15 protein-coding genes are annotated in these 17,809 nt (G+C 72.7%); 8 read left to right on the top strand and 7 right to left on the bottom strand.

Annotated features, from left to right (window positions below):
• Positions 1 to 149 precede the first annotated feature (149 nt).
• Positions 150 to 275, top strand: coding sequence for a hypothetical protein (locus AB0H75_RS33430; RefSeq protein ID WP_367803385.1), 126 nt, complete (start codon positions 150 to 152; stop codon positions 273 to 275).
• A 302-nt stretch (positions 276 to 577) separates the two neighbouring features.
• A complete protein-coding gene (locus AB0H75_RS33435) occupies positions 578 to 940 on the top strand; it encodes a hypothetical protein (protein ID WP_367803387.1) in 363 nt (120 codons plus the stop codon).
• Between the two features lie 222 nt (positions 941 to 1,162).
• Here AB0H75_RS33435 and AB0H75_RS33440 read toward each other — a convergent pair whose 3' ends face one another.
• Complete coding sequence (locus AB0H75_RS33440; protein WP_367803389.1) at positions 1,163 to 1,843, bottom strand: FadR/GntR family transcriptional regulator; 681 nt, start codon at positions 1,841 to 1,843, stop codon at positions 1,163 to 1,165.
• Positions 1,844 to 1,988: 145 nt separating this feature from the next.
• On the opposite strand from AB0H75_RS33440, the gene AB0H75_RS33445 reads away from it, so the two are divergent.
• From AB0H75_RS33445 to AB0H75_RS33470, 6 genes are all read left to right on the top strand, one after another.
• Positions 1,989 to 3,362: an amidohydrolase family protein gene (locus tag AB0H75_RS33445; protein WP_367803391.1), complete on the top strand. Its 1,374-nt coding sequence runs from the start codon at positions 1,989 to 1,991 to the stop codon at positions 3,360 to 3,362.
• Positions 3,363 to 3,381: 19 nt separating this feature from the next.
• The gene (locus AB0H75_RS33450) at positions 3,382 to 4,338 is read left to right on the top strand and encodes a cyclase family protein (RefSeq protein WP_367803393.1); all 957 of its coding nucleotides are present in this window, start codon (positions 3,382 to 3,384) and stop codon (positions 4,336 to 4,338) included.
• Between the two features lie 141 nt (positions 4,339 to 4,479).
• Positions 4,480 to 6,051 (top strand): bifunctional 3-(3-hydroxy-phenyl)propionate/3-hydroxycinnamic acid hydroxylase, encoded by a 1,572-nt coding sequence (locus AB0H75_RS33455; protein ID WP_367803395.1) that lies wholly within the window; start codon positions 4,480 to 4,482, stop codon positions 6,049 to 6,051.
• A complete protein-coding gene (locus tag AB0H75_RS33460) occupies positions 6,048 to 6,875 on the top strand; it encodes an alpha/beta hydrolase fold domain-containing protein (RefSeq protein ID WP_367803397.1) in 828 nt (275 codons plus the stop codon). The genes AB0H75_RS33455 and AB0H75_RS33460 overlap by 4 nt, the downstream gene beginning before the upstream one ends.
• A gap of 37 nt (positions 6,876 to 6,912) precedes the next feature.
• The gene (locus tag AB0H75_RS33465; protein WP_367803399.1) at positions 6,913 to 8,400 is read left to right on the top strand and encodes a CoA-acylating methylmalonate-semialdehyde dehydrogenase; all 1,488 of its coding nucleotides are present in this window, start codon (positions 6,913 to 6,915) and stop codon (positions 8,398 to 8,400) included.
• Positions 8,397 to 9,578: a CaiB/BaiF CoA transferase family protein gene (locus AB0H75_RS33470; RefSeq protein ID WP_367803401.1), complete on the top strand. Its 1,182-nt coding sequence runs from the start codon at positions 8,397 to 8,399 to the stop codon at positions 9,576 to 9,578. Before AB0H75_RS33465 ends, AB0H75_RS33470 begins: the two co-directional genes overlap by 4 nt.
• A gap of 24 nt (positions 9,579 to 9,602) precedes the next feature.
• Here the strand turns inward: AB0H75_RS33470 and fxsT are convergent, their stop codons facing one another.
• From fxsT to AB0H75_RS33500, 6 genes are all read right to left on the bottom strand, one after another.
• Positions 9,603 to 11,933 (bottom strand): FxSxx-COOH system tetratricopeptide repeat protein, encoded by a 2,331-nt coding sequence (gene fxsT / locus AB0H75_RS33475; protein ID WP_367803403.1) that lies wholly within the window; start codon positions 11,931 to 11,933, stop codon positions 9,603 to 9,605.
• A 187-nt stretch (positions 11,934 to 12,120) separates the two neighbouring features.
• Entirely contained in the window at positions 12,121 to 12,627 is a 507-nt protein-coding gene (locus tag AB0H75_RS33480; RefSeq protein WP_367803405.1) for a nuclear transport factor 2 family protein, read from the bottom strand.
• On the bottom strand, positions 12,624 to 14,288 hold the full coding sequence (locus AB0H75_RS33485) for a dipeptide ABC transporter ATP-binding protein (RefSeq protein WP_367803407.1): 1,665 nt from the start codon (positions 14,286 to 14,288) through the stop codon (positions 12,624 to 12,626). The genes AB0H75_RS33480 and AB0H75_RS33485 overlap by 4 nt, the downstream gene beginning before the upstream one ends.
• On the bottom strand, positions 14,285 to 15,139 hold the full coding sequence (locus AB0H75_RS33490; RefSeq protein WP_367803409.1) for an ABC transporter permease: 855 nt from the start codon (positions 15,137 to 15,139) through the stop codon (positions 14,285 to 14,287). The genes AB0H75_RS33485 and AB0H75_RS33490 overlap by 4 nt, the downstream gene beginning before the upstream one ends.
• Positions 15,136 to 16,095 (bottom strand): ABC transporter permease, encoded by a 960-nt coding sequence (locus tag AB0H75_RS33495; RefSeq protein WP_367803411.1) that lies wholly within the window; start codon positions 16,093 to 16,095, stop codon positions 15,136 to 15,138. The genes AB0H75_RS33490 and AB0H75_RS33495 overlap by 4 nt, the downstream gene beginning before the upstream one ends.
• The gene (locus AB0H75_RS33500; RefSeq protein ID WP_367803413.1) at positions 16,095 to 17,720 is read right to left on the bottom strand and encodes an ABC transporter substrate-binding protein; all 1,626 of its coding nucleotides are present in this window, start codon (positions 17,718 to 17,720) and stop codon (positions 16,095 to 16,097) included. The genes AB0H75_RS33495 and AB0H75_RS33500 overlap by 1 nt, the downstream gene beginning before the upstream one ends.
• Positions 17,721 to 17,809 lie beyond the last annotated feature (89 nt).

Below are 17,809 nucleotides of genomic sequence, written 5' to 3' on the forward strand. Positions count from 1 at the left end.
CGTCCGCCACCGCCGGCTGAGCCGGGTCACGAGAGGTGGCGCGGGATGGCGGGGAGTCGGCGGCGAGTGGCAGTCATCCGCTGGAACGGCCGGCCCCGCGCATGCCACCTTGGCCGGAGGCGTAATCCCTTGAAGCATGAGGAGCAACCGTGAGACGCATCATCGCGACCGTGGCGACAGTCCTGGCCCTCGGCGGAGGCCTCGCGGTGGCGACCGCCGGCGCGGCCGCCGCCGACAGCGTGCGCATCACCCAGGTGCCGGGCGGCGCCAAATAGACCCTGAGATCGCCGGAACCCCGTTCGCCGCCGCGCGAGCGGGGTTCCGGCGTTCTCGCGTCGTCACCCCGGCCGCGATCGACGAGCCCGGAGCGTGATCGGCGAGCCCGGAGCGCGATCGGCGAGCCCCCACTGCGATCGGCGGGCCCGGAGCGTGATTGGCACGAACGTGGCGGAGAATGGCCGCCACTCTCTCGTTCCCGGCCGGCGGCCTTGGCAGGCTGCGTACATCGCGCGTCTCGCCGCCCGTCCTGTCGCTCTCGACGCCGGCGAGGCCGATCCGCGTCCGATGAGGAGGCACCATGAAGTCCGTTGGCATCGTCCGTACCGTTTCCGCGTCCCTCCTGGCGGGGGCCGCCGTCGTCATGAGCGCCCAGTCCGGCCACGCCGCGACGGCGAGCCTGGCCACCTGCCCGCTCAACTACTTCTGCGTCGACAGCTCGCCGGCGACGCCGCAGCCCGACGTCCTGATCCCCGCGGGCGAGAGCAGGACCATCCCCGGCGGGCTCAACGCCTACGAGCTGACCAACAACACGAGGTTCCCCTACTGCGTGCAGGCGCGGCCGAACCTCTCCCTCGCCCCCGCGCAGAGCCGGGCCTTCGAGCCGCCGCTGTCCGTCTTCGCCGTCACCACGCGGGGCTCGGGAACGGTGTGCCCGTCCTGACCTGAAGGTCACCGGGCCGTCGCGAGCGTCGGCCCGCCGGGGCCGGGCGGCGGGGGCGCCGCCCGGTCCCGCCGCCGCGGATGGCCGGCGAGCCGGGAGAGCCTTCGCGGACGTTTTCTCGCGCGTGACGATCCGGAAGCGCGCAAGCGGTACCGCCGGGTCCGGCGGCGGCGACGTACCGGGCGGGGATCGCTCCGGCCGCTCGTTCGTGCCCGTGCGGGGTCAGGAGGGGGCGTGGTGCCGCTCGACCGCCCTCACGGTCCGCGCGACGTCGCCCGCGATGATCGCGTCCACCAGCTCGGCGTGCACCTCCAGGCGCAGGCGGAGGTAGTCGGCGTCGCGGCCGGCGTCGGGATCGGCGTGCTCCGACAGGTCCGTGATGAAGCGCGTCATGCTCAGGTAGACGGCCTTGGCCAGATGGTTGGGGCTGATCTCGGCGATGCGCTCGTGCAGGGCCCAGTTGGCCCGCATGAAGCGGTCGGTGCTGGTCATCGCCCGCTTGAGGGCGGCCAGGTGCCGGCGTAGGTCGGAGATGTCCTGCCGGTTGCGGTGCTGGGCCGCGTCGGTGGCGATCAGCGGCTCCAGGGCCTCGCGCACGGCGATGGCGTCGGCCACGGTGGTGGGCATCTTCCGCACGGTGAGCAGGGTGTGCCGGAGCCGCACGATCGGGTTGGGCTGGGCCACGAACAGACCGCCGCCGCGCCCCGGCCGGATCTCGACGCTGCCGCGGTCGTTGAGCAGCCGGGCGGCCTCGCTGATGGTCGCGCGCCCGTAACCGGACCGGTCACGGAACTCGTCCATCGTGCCGATCAGATCGCCGGGGGCGAGGCCGCGCTCGACGATCATCGACTCGATGTCCGCGGCGAGGGCCTCCGCGCGCGTCAGGGGTTCCGCGTTAACCACCCGAATAGTTCTAGCAGATTCCTAGCGAATCCGGCAGTCGGCCGGGTACGCTCCGGCGAAAGACATAACACCCTAAACATCCGGGTGGTTGAATCGGCGGACAAGCCGCTGGCCTGCGACTTCGTCCGCACCCAAGGAGGCTGCGATGAACCGTGTGCTCGTCAAGGGCGGCACCGTGCTCACCATGGAACCCGGCGACCGGCCGCGTCCGGCCGACGTGCTCATAGAGGACGACGTGATCGCCGCGGTGGAACCGGGGATCCAGGCCGACGCCGACGTGATCGACGCGACCGGGACCATCGTGCTGCCCGGGCTCGTGGACACGCACCGGCACGTCTGGCAGGCCGGGCTGCGCGGCCTCACCGGGGACTCCGTCCTCAAGGACTATTTCCGCAGCGTCAGGTTCCAGGCTTCGGCGGTGTACCGGCCCGAGGACATCCGGGTGGGCAACCTGGCGGGAATGCTGGAGGCCATCGACGCCGGAGTCACCACGGTGCTGGACTTCTGTCACGCGGTGAGCACGGCCGAGCACGCGGACGCCGCGATCGAAGGCAGCCTGGAGTCCGGCATCCGCACGCAGTTCGCCCTCGGCTTCAGCGACGTGCCCGGCCAGGACGAGTCGCTGGCGAGCGCCGAGGGCCGGCTCGCGCTGGCGACGAGGCTGCGCGAAGGGCGGCTGGCCTCGGACGACGCGCTGGTCACGCTCGGGATCGCGCTGTCCGACCTGCCCGAGGTCGGCATCGACCGCATCCGCACCGAGCTGACGGGCGCGCGGCGGCTCGGGCTGCGCAGCACCACCAACGGCCTGGCGATCCTGTTCCACGAGCCGGTGGACGACCTGGCCGTCTTCGACGAGGCCGGGCTGCTCGGGCCCGATCTGGTGTGGGTGCACCTCAACTACGCCACCGCCGAGCAGCTGCGCAGGGTGGCCGACTCCGGCGGCTCCGTGGCGACCTGCACCGAGGCCGAGATGGCCATGGGCATGGGCCGCCCGGCCACCGAGCGGGTGCTGGAGGCCGGCGGGCACTGCACGTTCGGCTGCGACGTCACGACGTCCGTCTCCGGCAACCTGCTCCAGCAGGCCCGCACCGCCATGCAGGTGGGACGCCTGCTCGCCGCCGACGAGGGCATGGCCGCCGGACGGGCGCCCGAGTCGGTTCCGCCGTCGTGCGAGACGATGCTCAAGGCCGCCACCATCTGGGGTGCCGAGGCGCTGGGCCAGTCCGCGCGCATCGGCAGCCTGCGGGCGGGCAAGCAGGCCGACGTGATCCTCGTCCGCGCCGACGCGGTGAACACCGCGCCCGTGCACGACCCGTACGCCACCGTGATCACGCAGGCGCATCCCGGCAACATCGACACCGTCATCATCGCGGGCCGGGTCCGCAAGCGCGCCGGCGCGCTGACGGCCGAGTGGGGCCCGGTACGCGAGGCGCTGGAGACGTCGAAGGAGTACGTGGCGGCGACCGTGGAGAAGAACGGCGGGTTCTTCCCCGACCCTCCGCTGTACCTGCCCTGGTAGCTCGAAAGGAACATCGTTCATGACGGAACTCCCCGACTACGACGACCTGCCGCCGGCACCGGACGGAGGACGCAGCGCCTGGGGCCTGTTCGGCGAGCAGGACCAGCTCGGCCTGGTCAACCTGCTGACCCCGGAGCGGGTCGCCGCCGCCGCCAAGCTGGTACGCAAAGGGGCGAGCTTCCCGCTGGACGCGCCCCTCGGGATGTTCTCCCCTCCGCTCAACAGCAACAGGGGCAACCCTCGTCACCATGTCATCGCCCAGCCGGGCGGCATCGGCTTCGACGACGTCTGGGACAACGTCTACCCGCAGGCGGGCAGCCAGTGGGACTCCCTGGCGCACATCGGCTACAGCCGTCAGGTGTACTACAACGGCGCCACCTCCGACGACATCGTCTCCGGCCGCCGCAACACGATCGAGCACTGGGCGGAACACGGCATGACCGGCCGGGGCGTGCTGCTCGACATGCCCGCCGCGATGCGGGCCCTGGGCCGCCCCTACGACCCCGGCACCACCGTAGAGTTCGGCCCGGACGAGCTGGAGGCGGCCCGGCGCATGGCCGGCGTCGACTACCAGGCCGGCGACATCCTGCTGCTGCACACCGGCTTCACGGGCTGGTACGCCGACCAGCCCGGCGACGTGCGCAAACGGCTCCCGCGAGAGCTGCGCGCGCCCGGCCTGGCGCACTCGGAGGACGTGTGCCGCTACCTGTGGAACGCCCACTGCGCGGCCGTCGCCTCCGACACCTTCGCGGTCGAGGCCTGGCCCGCGGACACCAGCCCGCAGGCGGCGCCGTTCGGCTTCATCCACCAGATGCTCATCGGCAGCTTCGGCATGGCCCTGGGCGAGCTGTGGTGGCTGCGGGACCTGGCCGAGGACTGCGCGGCGGACGGCGTCTACGAGGGGATGCTCGTCAGCGTGCCCGCCCGCGCGCCCGGCGGGATCGCCTCGGCTCCTCACGCAACTTTCCTGAAATAGGACGTAACACGCTCTTGACCCGCAGGTCACCGGCGGGCCACACTCACTTAAAACACCCGAACCTTTAGCCGGTTTTCGGGCATCGGGAGGCTCGCGGCTTCTCGTCCGGCGCCCAGCGCGCCCCATCATCTGGGAGACATCGTGCCTGACATCTACGACGTAGCGATCGTCGGTTATGGGCCCGCGGGCGAGGTGGCGGCGGCCACGCTCGGCGCGGCCGGCCACCACGTGGTGGTGTTCGAGCGGCACAAGGAGCTGTATCCGCTGCCGCGCATGGTCACCTTCGACGGTGAGGCGTGCCGCACCGTGCAGGCCACCGGCTCGTCCGTCGACAAGGCGCTCAGCACCGCCGTGCGGCTGGACGCGTGCCACTTCGGCGACGCCGCCGCCGAGCCCCTGCTCAGCATCGACTGGAGCGGCAGCCAGTGCGGCTTCCCCGCCCACTCCTCGATCTTCCAGCCGGACGTGGAGGCGGTCGTGCGGGAGAAGGTCGACACGATGCCCAACGTCGAGGTGAACCGGGGCACCGAGGTCTTCGGCCTGACGCAGCACGACGACTTCGTCGAGCTCACGGCGCGTCCCAAGAACTCGTCCGACCCGGCCGAGCGGCGGACGGTCCGCGCCCGCTACGTCATCGGCGCGGACGGGACCGGCAGCTTCGTGCGGGAGGCGGCCGGCATCACCATGCGCGACTACGGGCTGCACGAGCGCTGGCTCAACTTCGACATGAACAAGCTCCGCGACCTGCCCGAGCGGTTCGACCGGCTCATCATGATCATGGACCCGAAGCGGCCGCACATGGACATGCCGCTCGGCACCACCCGCCAGCGCTTCGAGATCCGCCTGCACGAGCACGAGGACGAGGCGGCGATGTACGACCCGCAGGTGGCCTGGGACTTCCTGCGCGAGGAGCACGGCCTCGGCGAGCAGGACATGTCGATCTGCCGCCAGGTCGTCTACCACTTCTACACGCGGGTGGCCGAGCGGTGGCGCACCGGCCGGGTGTTCATCGCCGGTGACGCCGCCCACACCATGACCCCGTACATGGGCCAGGGCGGCTGCTCGGCCATCCGCGACGGCCGCAACATCGGCTGGAAGCTGTCGCTCGTGCTGTCCGGTGCCGCGGGCGAGGACCTGCTGGACGCCTACCAGGCCGAGCGCGAGCCGCACGTGTCCGCGATCGTGTTCGCCAGCGACGGGCTGTCCCGCCTGGTCAACATCGTGGACGAGGACGAGGCGGCGCAGCGCAACCACGCCATGCGCAACAACCTCAGCCCGCCCCCGCCGCCGTTCCCCAAGCTCGAGCACGGGGTCCTGCACCGCGAGCCCGACGGCTCGATCGCCGCGGTCACCGGCTCGTTGTCCCCGCAGGGCCGCCTGCGCAAGGGCCAGGCGGAAGGACGTGGCGACGACCTGCTCGGCCACGGGTTCCAGCTCATCTCCCGGCACGCCCCGCAGCTCACCGCGGCGCAGCTGCACACCCTGGAGACGATCGGCTGCTCCATCGCGGTCCTGGAGGATCCGGCCGACCCGAACGCGGTCACCGACCTCGACGGCGTCTACAGCCGCTTCCTCAAGGACCACCACGCCGACGCCTACATCACCCGCCCGGACTGGTACGTCTTCGGCGTCGCGCTGGACTCCGCCCTCCCCGCGCTGGTGGACGAACTGGCCGCCCGGCTTCACCTGAACACCGAAAGGCAACCCGCGTGACGAACGTGCGCACGGCGCCCGACCTCGAGTACGCCAACGTGGACGGCGTCCCTCTCGCACTCGACCTGTACGTGCCCGTCACGGACAGCCCGCCTCCGGTCGTGCTCTACCTGCACGGCGGCGGCTGGCAGGTGGGCGACAAGCGCGACGGCGCCACCGAACGGCTGGAACTGCTGGCCTCCTACGGCGTCGCCGTCGCCTCCGCCAACTATCGCTTCGCCACGCAGGCGACCTATCCGGCGCAGGTCCACGACGTGAAGGCCGCCGTGCGCTGGCTGCGTGCCAACGGCGCGCGGCACGGTCTCGCCGCCGGGAAGATCGGCGTGTGGGGCGCGTCCGCCGGGGCGTACCTGGCCGGCATGGTCGGCCTCACCGCCAAGAACGCCGAGCTGGAAGGCTCGGTCGGCGACCATCTCGACCAGTCCAGCCACGTGGACGCGGTCGTCCACTGGTTCGGCCAGAGCGACCTGCTCACCAACGCGCGGCGCACGTGGCTGGAGAAGGAGATCCTCAACCCGCCGTTCGAGGGCCCGCTGCTCGGCCTCGGAGAGGTGTCCGAGAACCCCGCCGCGGCCCGTGCCGCGAGCCCGCTCACCTGGGTCAGCGCCGACGCGCCGCCGTTCCTGATCGCCCACGGCGACCGGGACCGGGTCACCCCCGCCTCCGAGAGCCTGGCCCTGCACGACGCCCTCGTCCGCGCCGGAGCGGAGTCCACGATGATCCTGCTCGGCGGTGCCGGGCACGAGGGCGAGGAGTTCGACCGCCCCGACCACCTGCGGCTCACCGCGGCGTTCCTGCTTAGCCACCTCGGCGGCACCGCCTGACTCCGCTCCCCGCCCGCGACCCACAGGAGAGTTCACGATGACCATTGCCCACTGGATCAACGGCAGGCGCGTGGCCGGCACGAGCGGGCGCACCGCACCGGTCACCGACCCTTCGACCGGCGCCGTCACCGGCCAGGTGGCGATGGCCTCCACGCACGACGCCGACACCGCCATCGCCGCGGCCGCCGCGGCCTTCCCCGCCTGGCGCGACACCTCGCTCACCCGCCGCACCCAGATCATCTTCGCCTTCCGCGAGCTGCTCAACGCCCGCAAGGGCGAGCTCGCCGAGATCATCACCGCCGAGCACGGCAAGGTGCTGTCCGACGCCCTCGGAGAGGTCACCCGGGGCCAGGAGGTCGTCGAGTTCGCCTGCGGCATCCCGCACCTGCTCAAGGGCGAGTTCACGGAGAACGCCTCCACCCGCGTGGACGTGTCCTCCATCCGCCAGCCGGTCGGCCCGGTGGCCGTCATCAGCCCGTTCAACTTCCCCGCCATGGTGCCGATGTGGTTCTTCCCCCTCGCGATCGCCGCCGGGAACACCGTGGTGCTCAAGCCCAGCGAGAAGGACCCGTCCGCGGCGTTGTGGATGGCCGAGCTGTGGGCCGAGGCAGGCCTGCCGGACGGTGTGTTCAACGTGCTGCAAGGCGACAAGGAGGCAGTCGACGCGCTGCTCGTCTCCCCCGCGGTCAAGGCGGTCTCCTTCGTGGGATCCACCCCGATCGCCCGCTACGTCTACGAGACCGCCACCTCCCGCGGCAAGCGCGTCCAGGCGCTGGGCGGGGCCAAGAACCACATGGTCGTGCTTCCGGACGCCGACCTCGACCTGGCCGCCGACGCCGCGGTCAACGCCGGCTACGGCTCGGCCGGTGAGCGCTGCATGGCCGTCAGCGCGCTGGTCGCGGTCGGGAACATCGCCGACGACCTGGTCGCCAGGATCGCCGAACGTACCGTCAAGCTCCGCACCGGCGACGGCATGACCGGCGTCGACATGGGCCCGCTCATCACCCGTGCCCACCGTGACAAGGTCGCCGGCTACGTCGCCGAGGGCGAGGGCGCCGGCGCGCGGCTCGTCATCGACGGGCGGGAGGTGGAGGCGGAGGGCGAGTCCGGCGGCTTCTGGCTCGGCCCCACGCTGTTCGACCACGTCGGCACCGACATGAGCATCTACACCGAGGAGATCTTCGGCCCGGTCCTGAGCGTGCTCCGCGTGGACACCTACGAGCAGGCGGTCGAGCTGATCAACGCCAACCCCTACGGCAACGGCACGGCCATCTTCACCAACGACGGCGGCGCGGCCCGGCGCTTCCAGAACGAGGTCGAGGTCGGGATGGTCGGCATCAACGTGCCCATCCCCATCCCCATGGCCTACTTCTCCTTCGGCGGCTGGAAGAACTCGCTCTTCGGCGACCTGCACGCCCACGGCATGGAGGGCGTGCGTTTCTTCACCCGCGCGAAGGTCGTCACCAGCCGCTGGCCCGACCCCAGCCACGGCGGCATCAACCTCGGCTTCCCGGAGAACACGTGAGCCGCGGGCCGCTCGCCGGCATCGTCGTGACGGACCTCACCCGGGCCCTGGCGGGGCCGCACGCCACCATGATGCTCGGCGACCTCGGCGCCACCGTCATCAAGGTGGAGACCCCCGGCACCGGGGACGACACCCGGGGATGGGGGCCGCCCTTCCGCGACGGCGAATCCACCTACTTCCTGTCCGCCAACCGCAACAAACGCTCCATCGAGCTCGACCTGAAGTCCGACGACGGCAGGCGGACCCTCGAAGCGCTGGTCCGCAGGTCCGACGTGCTCGTGGAGAACTTCCGCACCGGCGTCCTGGAACGCCTGGGCTTCGGCCCGGAACGGTTGGCCGAGCTGAACCCGCGCCTGGTGGTGCTCAGCATCAGCGGTTTCGGCCACGACGGGCCCGAAGGCGGCCGCCCCGGCTACGACCAGATCGCCCAGGGCGAGGCAGGCCTCATGTCGCTGACCGGCTCCGCGCCCGACGACCCCCAGCGCGTCGGGGTGCCCATCGCCGACCTGCTGGCCGGCATGTACGGCGCCTACGGCGTGCTCGCCGCCCTCATCGAGCGGCAGCACACCGGCACCGGCCAGGTCGTGCGCACCTCCCTGCTGGCGGCCGTCGTCGGGGTGCACGCCTTCCAGGGCACGAAGTGGACGGTGGCCGGCGAGGTCGGCCGCGCCCAGGGCAACCACCATCCCTCCATCTGCCCCTACGGGCTGTTCCGCACCCGGGACGGCGCCGTGCAGATCGCCGTCGGCAGCGAGGGCCTGTGGCGGCGCTTCTGCGCGGCCTTCGGCCTCGACCCGGACCGGCCGGGCATGGCCACCAACCCCGAGCGCGTCGCGCACCGCGACGCCGTGATCGAGCTGGTCGAGGAGCGCTTCGCCGCGTACGGCACCGCCACGCTGCTCGCCCTGCTCGCCGAGGCGGGCGTGCCCGCCGGGCAGGTACGCGACGTGCGCGAGGTCTACGAGTGGGGCCAGACCCGCAGCCAAGGGCTCCTCCTCGACGTCCGGCATCCCGCGCTCGGGCCGATCACCCTGCCGGGCCCGCCCCTGAGGTTCTTCGACCCCGGCGGGGCCGAGCAGACCTTCACCGGCCACCTCCCGCCGCCCGTGCTCGGCGCCGACTCCGCGGCGATCCGCGCCTGGCTCTCCGGCGAGACCCCGCCGCCCGAGGACGCGTAAGGCCAGCCATCCGGATTCCCGGGCTCATCCGCCCTCGTCAGCCCAGCGGACGAGTTCGTGCCGGGTGGCCAGGGTGCCGGGGTGCTCGGGGCCCAGGACCCGCTCGCGGATGGGCAGAAGCGTACGCAACTGGTCATGAGCAGCGGCCCCGTCCCCTGCCTCCCCCGTCCAGATGGCGAGATCGTGCCGGGTGTTCAGCGTGTACGGATGCTCCGGCCCCGACACCCGTACCCGCGCCGGCAGCAGGGCGGTCAACTGGTCACGGGCAGCGGACGGATCTCCCGCCTTCCCCGTGTACCAGGCGAGGTCGTGCTGGGTGAACAGCGTGTGCGGATGCTCCGGCCCCGACACCCGTACCTGCACCGGCAGCAGGGCCGCCAGCTGGTCACGCGCGGCGGCCGCGTCACCCGCCTCCCCCGTCCACCAAGCGACGCTGTGCCGGGTGGCCAGGGTGTCCAGATGCTCCGGCCCCGAGATCCGTTCCTGCACCAGCAGGAGGGCGGCCAGCTGGTCACGCGCGGCGGCCGCGTCACCCGCCTTTCCCGTCCACACGGCGAGGTCGTGCCGGGTGTTCAGTGTGTGCGGGTGCTCCGGTCCCAGCACCCGTGCCCGCACCGGCAACAGGGCCGCCAGCTGGTCACGCGCGGCGGCCGCGTCACCTGCCCATCCCGTCCAGCGGCCCAGGTCGTGCCGGGCGGCCAGGGTGTCGGGATCCTCGGGACCCAGGCTGGTGGTGCACTGCTGGGTGATCTCCTGGAAGAGGAGCACGGCGGTGTGGTAATCACCGCTCACCCCCAGGTAGCGCGCGGTGTCCCACAGCCCCCGTGAGTCGGCCGGCAGGAGAGCGCGGACATGAGGCAGCAACTGCGCGAACCGCGGCCAGGCGGACGAGGAGTGCGGGTCGTCGGGGACGGCGCCCTCCAGCAGGGCGGCAGCACTCGCCCGCCAGCGCTCCCGCTCCCGCGTGGAGAGCTGGTCGAGGGTGACGGCCCGGACCAGCCGATGCAGGGAGACCATGCCGTCGACGGGCCGGCTCAGCAGGCTGTAGCGGCGCAGCGCGGCGACGGCGGCGTTCACGGCCGCTGTGTCACGCGGCAGGGCACCGGTTCCGGCGCCCAGGGTGGTGGCCTGGTCGAGCAGGAGCCGGTACGGGATGGCCTCAGGGGCGTAGCAGGCCAGCAGCCGCAACAACGCGATCGCCTGCGGGGCGTGGTCGGCCAGCTGGTCGAAGGACAGCTGCCAGGTGGAGGCCACCCGCTGCCGATAGCCCCAGGGCTTCCCCTGAGCCAGGATCGTGGCGCGTTGGGTGCGCAGCATCCGCAGATAGTCCGCCAAGGTACTGCCGGTGTCGCTCACGTAGGCACCGGCCTGTTCCAGTGCCAGCGGCAGCGCACCCAGTTCGTGGGCCAGCGCCGCCGCGGTAGCGGGATCATCGTCGGCGGTCCGCTCCAGCAGGAAGGCCGCGGCCTCGTCCCGGTCGAGCACGTCCAGCTCCAGGCTCTGGGCGGGAGGCCAGGCGCCGGAGCGGCTGGTGATCAGGATGTGTCCGGGGCCGGCGGGCGGCAGCAGCTCCTGGACGGCGGACGCGTCGGAGGCGTTGTCGAAGATCAGCAGCCAGGGGGTGGTGCGGGCGGCCAGGGCGGCGTGTACCTGGTCGATGGGATCGGCGGTGTCGTCCGCGTCTCGGACGCCCAGCAGGGCCGCCAGCGCCGCCAGGGTGGCGGAGGCCACGGTGGGGTCTTCTGCCGGGATCTGCCACACCAGGTCGTAGGTGTGGAGATGGCGGTGAGCGTGTTCGAGTACCAGACTGGTCTTGCCCACTCCGCCCAGGCCGTGTACGGCCAGCACGCCCGGCCGGTGCGGAGCGGCGGCAAGGCGCCGGCGCAGCGCGTCCAGGTCCTCCTCGCGGCCGGTCAGTTGCGGTGGGCGGGGCGCCAGCCGCGTCGGCCGGCCTGCCGTCCTGGGGCGCGGTGCCCGATACACCACGTCACCGATGTGGTCGACGTGGCTGCCGCTGACGGCGACGGCCCCGGCGCCGGTCAGGGCCGGGCCGCCCATCACCGGCGAGTCCGGCCCTGAGGGGGGGACGGCGGTGCCCGTACCGGCATCTGGGGCAGCGGAGGAGCGGACCTGCACCCACAAGGCGAGACCGGCCACCAGCAGACCCGCCATGCCCATGCCCATGCTGATCACGCTGGCTCGCTGGTCGAGGACCGCCAGGAGCTCGTCCGGCAGGTGCAGGGGGTCGGCCAGGAACCCGGCCGATCCGGCCACCACCAGCAGCACCGACAGACCGACCACCGCACGCGGCCAGCGGCGGCCCTTGTCCGGAGAGGGAGGAGCAGGCGAACCCACACCTTCAGGGTGACTACTCCATCACACCTTGACAGGCATCGTGATGAACCCGTTATCCCTTCCGGCCCGGCGGTGGCGACGCCGGATCAGAACGCCGCGGGGTTCGCGATCACCGTCCGGTCAGGCGGGCGGTCAGCCGCTCTGGCGGCTGACCGGTGGGTCACGCCGCGCAGGCCCGCGCGCCCGCTCACCGGGCGGAAGGTCCGGCGACGGACGGGGGCAGGGGCGGGGAGCCGGCGGCCACCAGGCCGGCGACCGGTCGCACGTTGCGGCGGGCTATCAGCCACCTGCCGTCGTATTGTTCGAAGTCGTCCTCCACCAGGCCGATCGTCGTCCAGTCCGCCGGCCTCAGGTCGCCCTGGGCGGCGTTGGCCCGGTACCAGTGCCAGACCGTCGCGTACGCGGACACCCGGGGCCGGCCCGCGTCCCACTCGATGGCCGTCTGGCCGAGCACGTGCGCCACCATCTGCTGGCGCCGGCGCGGCCCGTCCAGCATGAACGCGGTGAACTCGTCGCGCCCGTTGAACCGTTGCGGCGCCGGGACGTGGTATTCGATGAGGGCGTCCGGGGTGAAGCACTCCTCGCCCAGCCGCTCGTACTGGCGGGTGTCCACGAGCCGGAAGAAGCGCAGGAAGGTCTGGTGGATCTCGCGCTCGGCCGCGAGAGTGGCGAGCAGCGTCTCGTGTGAGGTCACGGTCGGTCCTTTCGTCCGGCGGCGCCGGCGTGGTGAGGTTCGTCCTGGGAGCGGCGGTACGCGCTCCCCGGGATGGCGGCGAGGAGCCGCCTGGTGTAGTCGTGCGCGGGCCGGTCGAAGACGGCGGCGGTCGTGCCGGTCTCGACGATGCGGCCGGCCCGCATGACCGCCACCCGGTGAGCGACCCGGCGGACGACGGCCAGGTCGTGGGAGATCAGCAGGTACGCGACGCCCGTGTCACGCTGCAGCTCCATGAGCAGGTCCAGCACCTGGGCCCGCACCGGGACGTCCAGGGCGGAGACCGGCTCGTCGCAGACGACCAGGTCGGGCGAGAGGGCCAGCGCGCGGGCGATGGCGACCCGCTGCCGCTGCCCGCCGGACAACTCCGCGGGCCTGCGCCGCAGGTAGGACGCGGGCAGCCCGACCCGGTCGAGCAGGTCCGCGGCACGGGCGGCGCGGGCGGCCCGGTCACCGATGCCGAAGGCGCGCAGTGGCTCGACGATCACCTCCTCGACGGAGAAGCGCGGGTTCAGCGACGCGTACGGGTTCTGGTACACGAGCTGGACGCGGCGGCGCAGCTCCCGCACGGCGGCCCCGCGGGCGGCGGTGACGTCCTGGCCGTCGAACACGATGCGCCCGGAGGTCGGTTCCAGCAGGCGCAGCACCATCCTGGCCGTGGTGGTCTTGCCCGACCCCGACTCGCCGACCAGCGCCAGCGTCTCGCCGCGCGCGATGTCGAAGCTGACGCCCCCCACCGCCCGCGCGGTGCGGCTGCCGTCCTTCACGCGGGGCAGGGGGTAGTCCTTGACCAGGTTCTCCACCGTGACGATCGGCCCGCCGCCGCGGGCCGGCGGCGGGGCGGCAGCGGCGGCGGGGCCGGCGGCTCCCGCGCCCAGCAGCCGCCGCGTGTACGGGACGCGCGGCCGGCGCAGCACCTCGGCGACCGGTCCGCACTCGACGATCCGGCCCTCGTGCATCACCGCCAGCCGGTGCGCCCGGTCCGCGGCGACACCCAGATCGTGGGTGACCAGCAGGACGGCGGTGCCGCTCTCCTCGGCCAGCCGCTGCATGTCGTCGAGGATCACTCGCTGGACGGTGACGTCGAGGGCGCTGGTCGGCTCGTCGGCGATGATCAGCCGCGGACGGGCGGCGATGGCGATGGCGATGAGCACGCGCTGCCGCATGCCGCCGGACAGCTCGTGCGGGTACTGCCGGGCCCGGGTCTCCGGATCGGGCAGACCGGCCCGGCGCAGCAGCTCGATCGCCGCCTCGCGGGCCGAGGCGCGCGTGGCCAGGCCGTGGACGCGCAGGGTCTCGGCCACCTGGTGGCCGACGCGGTGCACAGGGTTGAGCGAGACGCCCGGGTCCTGAGGGATCAGCCCGATCTGGCGCCCCCGTACGGCACGGATCTCCCGCTCCGGAAGGGCGGCCAGATCGCGGCCGCCGAACCCGATGCGGCCCTCGTCGATCCGCCCGCCGGGCGGCAGCAGCCCCACGACGGCCTGCGCCAGCGTGCTCTTGCCCGACCCCGACTCGCCCACCAGCGCGACGATCTCACCCGGGCCCACGTCGAGATCGGCTCCGCGTACGGAGGGGGTGATGCCTTCGCGGGAGTGGTAGGAGGCCGACAGCCCGCGGATCTCCAGCAGCGGAGCGGTCATCGGGGTGCCTCCCATGCGGCGTCCAGGGCCCTGGCGATGCGGTTGGTGGCCAGCACCATCGCCGCCAGGACGAGGCCCGGCAGCGTGGACAGCCACCAGGCGTTGAGCAGGTAGTTGCGGCCGCTGGAGATGAGCGCGCCCCACTCCGGAGCCGGGGGCGGCGCTCCGTACCCGAGGAAGCTGAGCGAGGACACGGCCAGGACCGCGGCTCCGAGGTCGAGCGTGGCCAGGACGGCCACCGGCCCGATGGAGCCGGGCAGGACGTGCCGGCCCAGCACGCTGTACCAGCGGGCGCCGGAGGAGCGGGCGGCCTCGACGTAGACGGCCTGCCGTACGCGTAGCACCTCGGCGCGCGTGACCCGCGCGAAGGTGGCCACGCTGGCCGTCCCCACCGCGACGGCGACGTTCACCGTGCCGTGGCCGAGCGCCGTCACCAGGGCCAGCGACAGGAACAGGGCCGGGATGGACAGCAGCACGTCGACGGAGCGCATCAGCGCCTCCTCCAGCCACCCGCCCGCGAACCCGGCCACCAGCCCCAGCGCGCCACCCGCGACGAACGCCACGCCGACGGCGATCAGGGTGGCCTTCAACGACAACGCCGCCCCGTGCACCACGCGGGCGTACAGGTCGCGGCCCAGCTCGTCGGTGCCGAACCAGTGCTCGGCGCTCGGCGGCAGGAAGTTCTGCGCGGGCAGCCCCCGGAGGGGGTCGCGGGCGGTGAACAGCGCCGGCCAGAACGCCGCCAGCACCACCACCGTGACGACGGCGACCGACAGCACCAGCCCGGGCCTGCGCAGGAAGCGGCCGAGCGGCCGCCACGCGCCGGGCTCCCCGCGCGGCGGCCGGCTCACGCCGCGCTCCCGGCGTGCGCCGTCCCGATCGCGACCCGTTTGTCGAGCAGCGGGAAGAGCAGGTCGATGGCCAGGTTGACCAGGACGAACACCATCGCCCCGACCACCACCACGCCCTGCACGACGGGGATGTCCTGCTGGGCCACCGCGCTCGCGGTGATCCGGCCCAGGCCGTCGCGGGAGAAGACCGTCTCGATGACGACCGCGCCCGCCAGCAGCTGCCCGGCCAGCAGGCCCGCCACGGTCAGCGCGGGCAGGCAGGCGTTGCGCAGCGCGTGGCGCAGGTGGACGCGCGCGCGGCCCGCCCCCTTGGCGCGGGCGGTCTGCACGTACGGCTCCGCCAGCGCGGCCGTCAGGCTCCTGGCCAGCACCTGGGCGAGCAGCGCCGCCGTGGGGACGGCCAGGGTGACCGCCGGCAGGACCAGGCCGGCCGGACCGTCGTCGCCGAACGCCGGGAAGATCCGCACGCGGAAGGACAACAATTGCACGAGCATCAGCCCGATCCAGAAGGCCGGCACCGACACGGCGAGCGACGGCAGCGACAGCAGCACCTGCCGCAGCCAGCGCCTGCGGGTGGCGGTCGCCAGGAGGGCCAGCCCGCCTCCGCCCGCCACGGCCAGGAGCAGCGCGGACCCGGTGAGCTGCAGGGTCGGCGGCAGCGCCTGCGCGATCACGGAGGTCACCGGGCGGCCCGCGGCCATCGAGTCGCCGAGGTCGCCGCGCAGCGCGTCCGTCAGCTGAGCGGCGTAGCGGGCCAGGACCGGGCGGTCGAAGCCGTACTCGCGGCGCAACGCCTCCAGCTGGGCGGGGTCGAGCGCCGCCGACTGGGCCGCGGCGCCCGCCATCACCGAGACCGGATCGCCGGGCAGGTAGTCGAGGATGAAGAACGCGATCGTGTACGCCGCCCACAACACGCCCGCGGCCTGCGCCAGGCGGGTGATCAGGTACCTGCGCATCAGCTCTTCCAGGCGTCGTGGAGCTGGATGTCACCGGCCGCGGTGAAGGCCAGGCCGTGTACCGCCGTGGACACGCCGAGCGTGGTCCGCATGTCCACGATCGGCACCACGTACGCCTCCCGCACGATCAGCTCCTGCGCCTGCTCCACCAGCGCCTTGCGCTTGGCGGTGTCGGGCTCGGCGGCCTGCCGGTCCAGCAGCTCGTCCAGCGGGCCCGGTGCCAGGCGGTAGGCGTTCGCCAGCCGGGTGGAGTAGAGGGTGCGCAGGCAGTCGGGGTCGGCCCGGCTGTAGTTGCCGCCCCACAGCGCGTCGAAGTCCCCCGACTTCAGCAGCTGCGGGAACTGCGCGACCGGCAGCTCCTTCAGGACCAGCTCGATCCCGACCGCTTTGAGCTGCTGCTGGACCAGCTCCAGCGCCGGCTGGAACGTCGCCGCGTTGGCGAACCAGACCACGTTCAGGCTCAGCCGGCGGCCGTCCTTCGTCCTGATCCCGTCGGCGCCGGGAGCCCATCCCGCGCTCTCCAGCGCCGAGGCGGCCTTCGCGGCGTCGAAGGCCAGCTCCGCGCCGAGGTCGCGGTAGCCGGGCGTGGTGCGGGCCAGGACGCTGGTGGCGGGCAGGGTGCCGGTCGGGAACACGGTGTCCACGATCTGGCGGCGGTCGATGGCCAGGGAGATCGCCTGCCGGACGCGGGCGTCCCGCAGGATCGGCCGCGCGTTGTTCAGCCCCAGGTTGTAGCCGACGCCGGGAATGGTGTACGACGGCAGGCCGGCGTTCCCGCTCCGCAGAGCGCCCTCGTCGGCCCGGGCGACCCTGCCGACGGCGTCCACCTGCCCCGACAGGAGGCCGCCCGTGCGCACGCCGGCCTCGGGGATCACCGTGAAGACCAGCTTGTCCAGGTACGCCTCGCCCTTCTTCTTCCACAGCGGGGAGCCCCAGGCGTAACCGGCGCGGCGGCTCAGCGTGATCGACTTGTTCGGCACGTACTGCGCCAGCAGGAACGGTCCAGATCCGATCACCCCCTCGCCGCACCGCTGCCGCGGCGTCCTGCGCGTGCTCGCCACCGACACCAGCCCCAAGGAGGGCGTGGACGTGGCCTGGAGGAACTGCGCGTTCGGCCGCTTGAAGGAGACCTTGACCGTGGTCGCGTCGAGCACGGTGGTGCCGGAGTAGCCGTCGAGGTATCCCGCGGCCTGGATGGCGAGCGGCCCGAGCTTCGGAATCGCGTCGAAGTTGGCCTTGACCGCGGCGGCGTCCACCGGGGTGCCGTCGCTGAACGTGGCGCCGGTGCGCAGGCGGAAGGTGAAGGTCCTGGCGTCCGCGCCGATCTGCCAGCTCTCCGCCAGCCAGGGAACGATCTTTCCTGTCGCCGGGTCCTGGTCGGTCAGGGAATCCACCGTCTGCCGCAGCGAGTAGACCGTGTCGCTGCTGCCGGCCTGCTGGGGGTCCACGCAGCCGGCGTCCGTGCCCACCGCGAACGTCAGCGTCCCTCCCGGCTTCGGATCGGGCGTGCCTTCCGGGGTGGCGGCACCGGGGCTGCCGCAGCTCGTGGCGAGCAGCGCGGCGGCGGCCGTGACGAGGGCGGCGGGCGTACGGCGCGCGGGGCTGCGCCGATGTGAGGCTTGCACGGCCTTCTCCTACTAAGTCCAACGAAACGCACTGAGTAGTGCAGTTTGATGGACCGAACAGTAGACCTCATGCCTGAATCGTGTCAAAA

It is taken from the genome of Nonomuraea sp. NPDC050783, assembly GCF_040802095.1.
Classification (GTDB): domain Bacteria; phylum Actinomycetota; class Actinomycetes; order Streptosporangiales; family Streptosporangiaceae; genus Nonomuraea.

What these genes read in the sequence shown, in the direction of transcription:
- AB0H75_RS33435 (WP_367803387.1), top strand. Translation starts at nt 578, where the DNA reads ATGAAGTCCGTTGGCATCGTCCGTACCGTTTCCGCGTCCCTCCTGGCG.
- AB0H75_RS33445 (WP_367803391.1), top strand. Translation starts at nt 1,989, where the DNA reads ATGAACCGTGTGCTCGTCAAGGGCGGCACCGTGCTCACCATGGAACCC.
- AB0H75_RS33450 (WP_367803393.1), top strand. Translation starts at nt 3,382, where the DNA reads ATGACGGAACTCCCCGACTACGACGACCTGCCGCCGGCACCGGACGGA.
- AB0H75_RS33465 (WP_367803399.1), top strand. Translation starts at nt 6,913, where the DNA reads ATGACCATTGCCCACTGGATCAACGGCAGGCGCGTGGCCGGCACGAGC.
- AB0H75_RS33485 (WP_367803407.1), bottom strand. Translation starts at nt 14,288, where the DNA reads ATGACCGCTCCGCTGCTGGAGATCCGCGGGCTGTCGGCCTCCTACCAC.
- AB0H75_RS33495 (WP_367803411.1), bottom strand. Translation starts at nt 16,095, where the DNA reads ATGCGCAGGTACCTGATCACCCGCCTGGCGCAGGCCGCGGGCGTGTTG.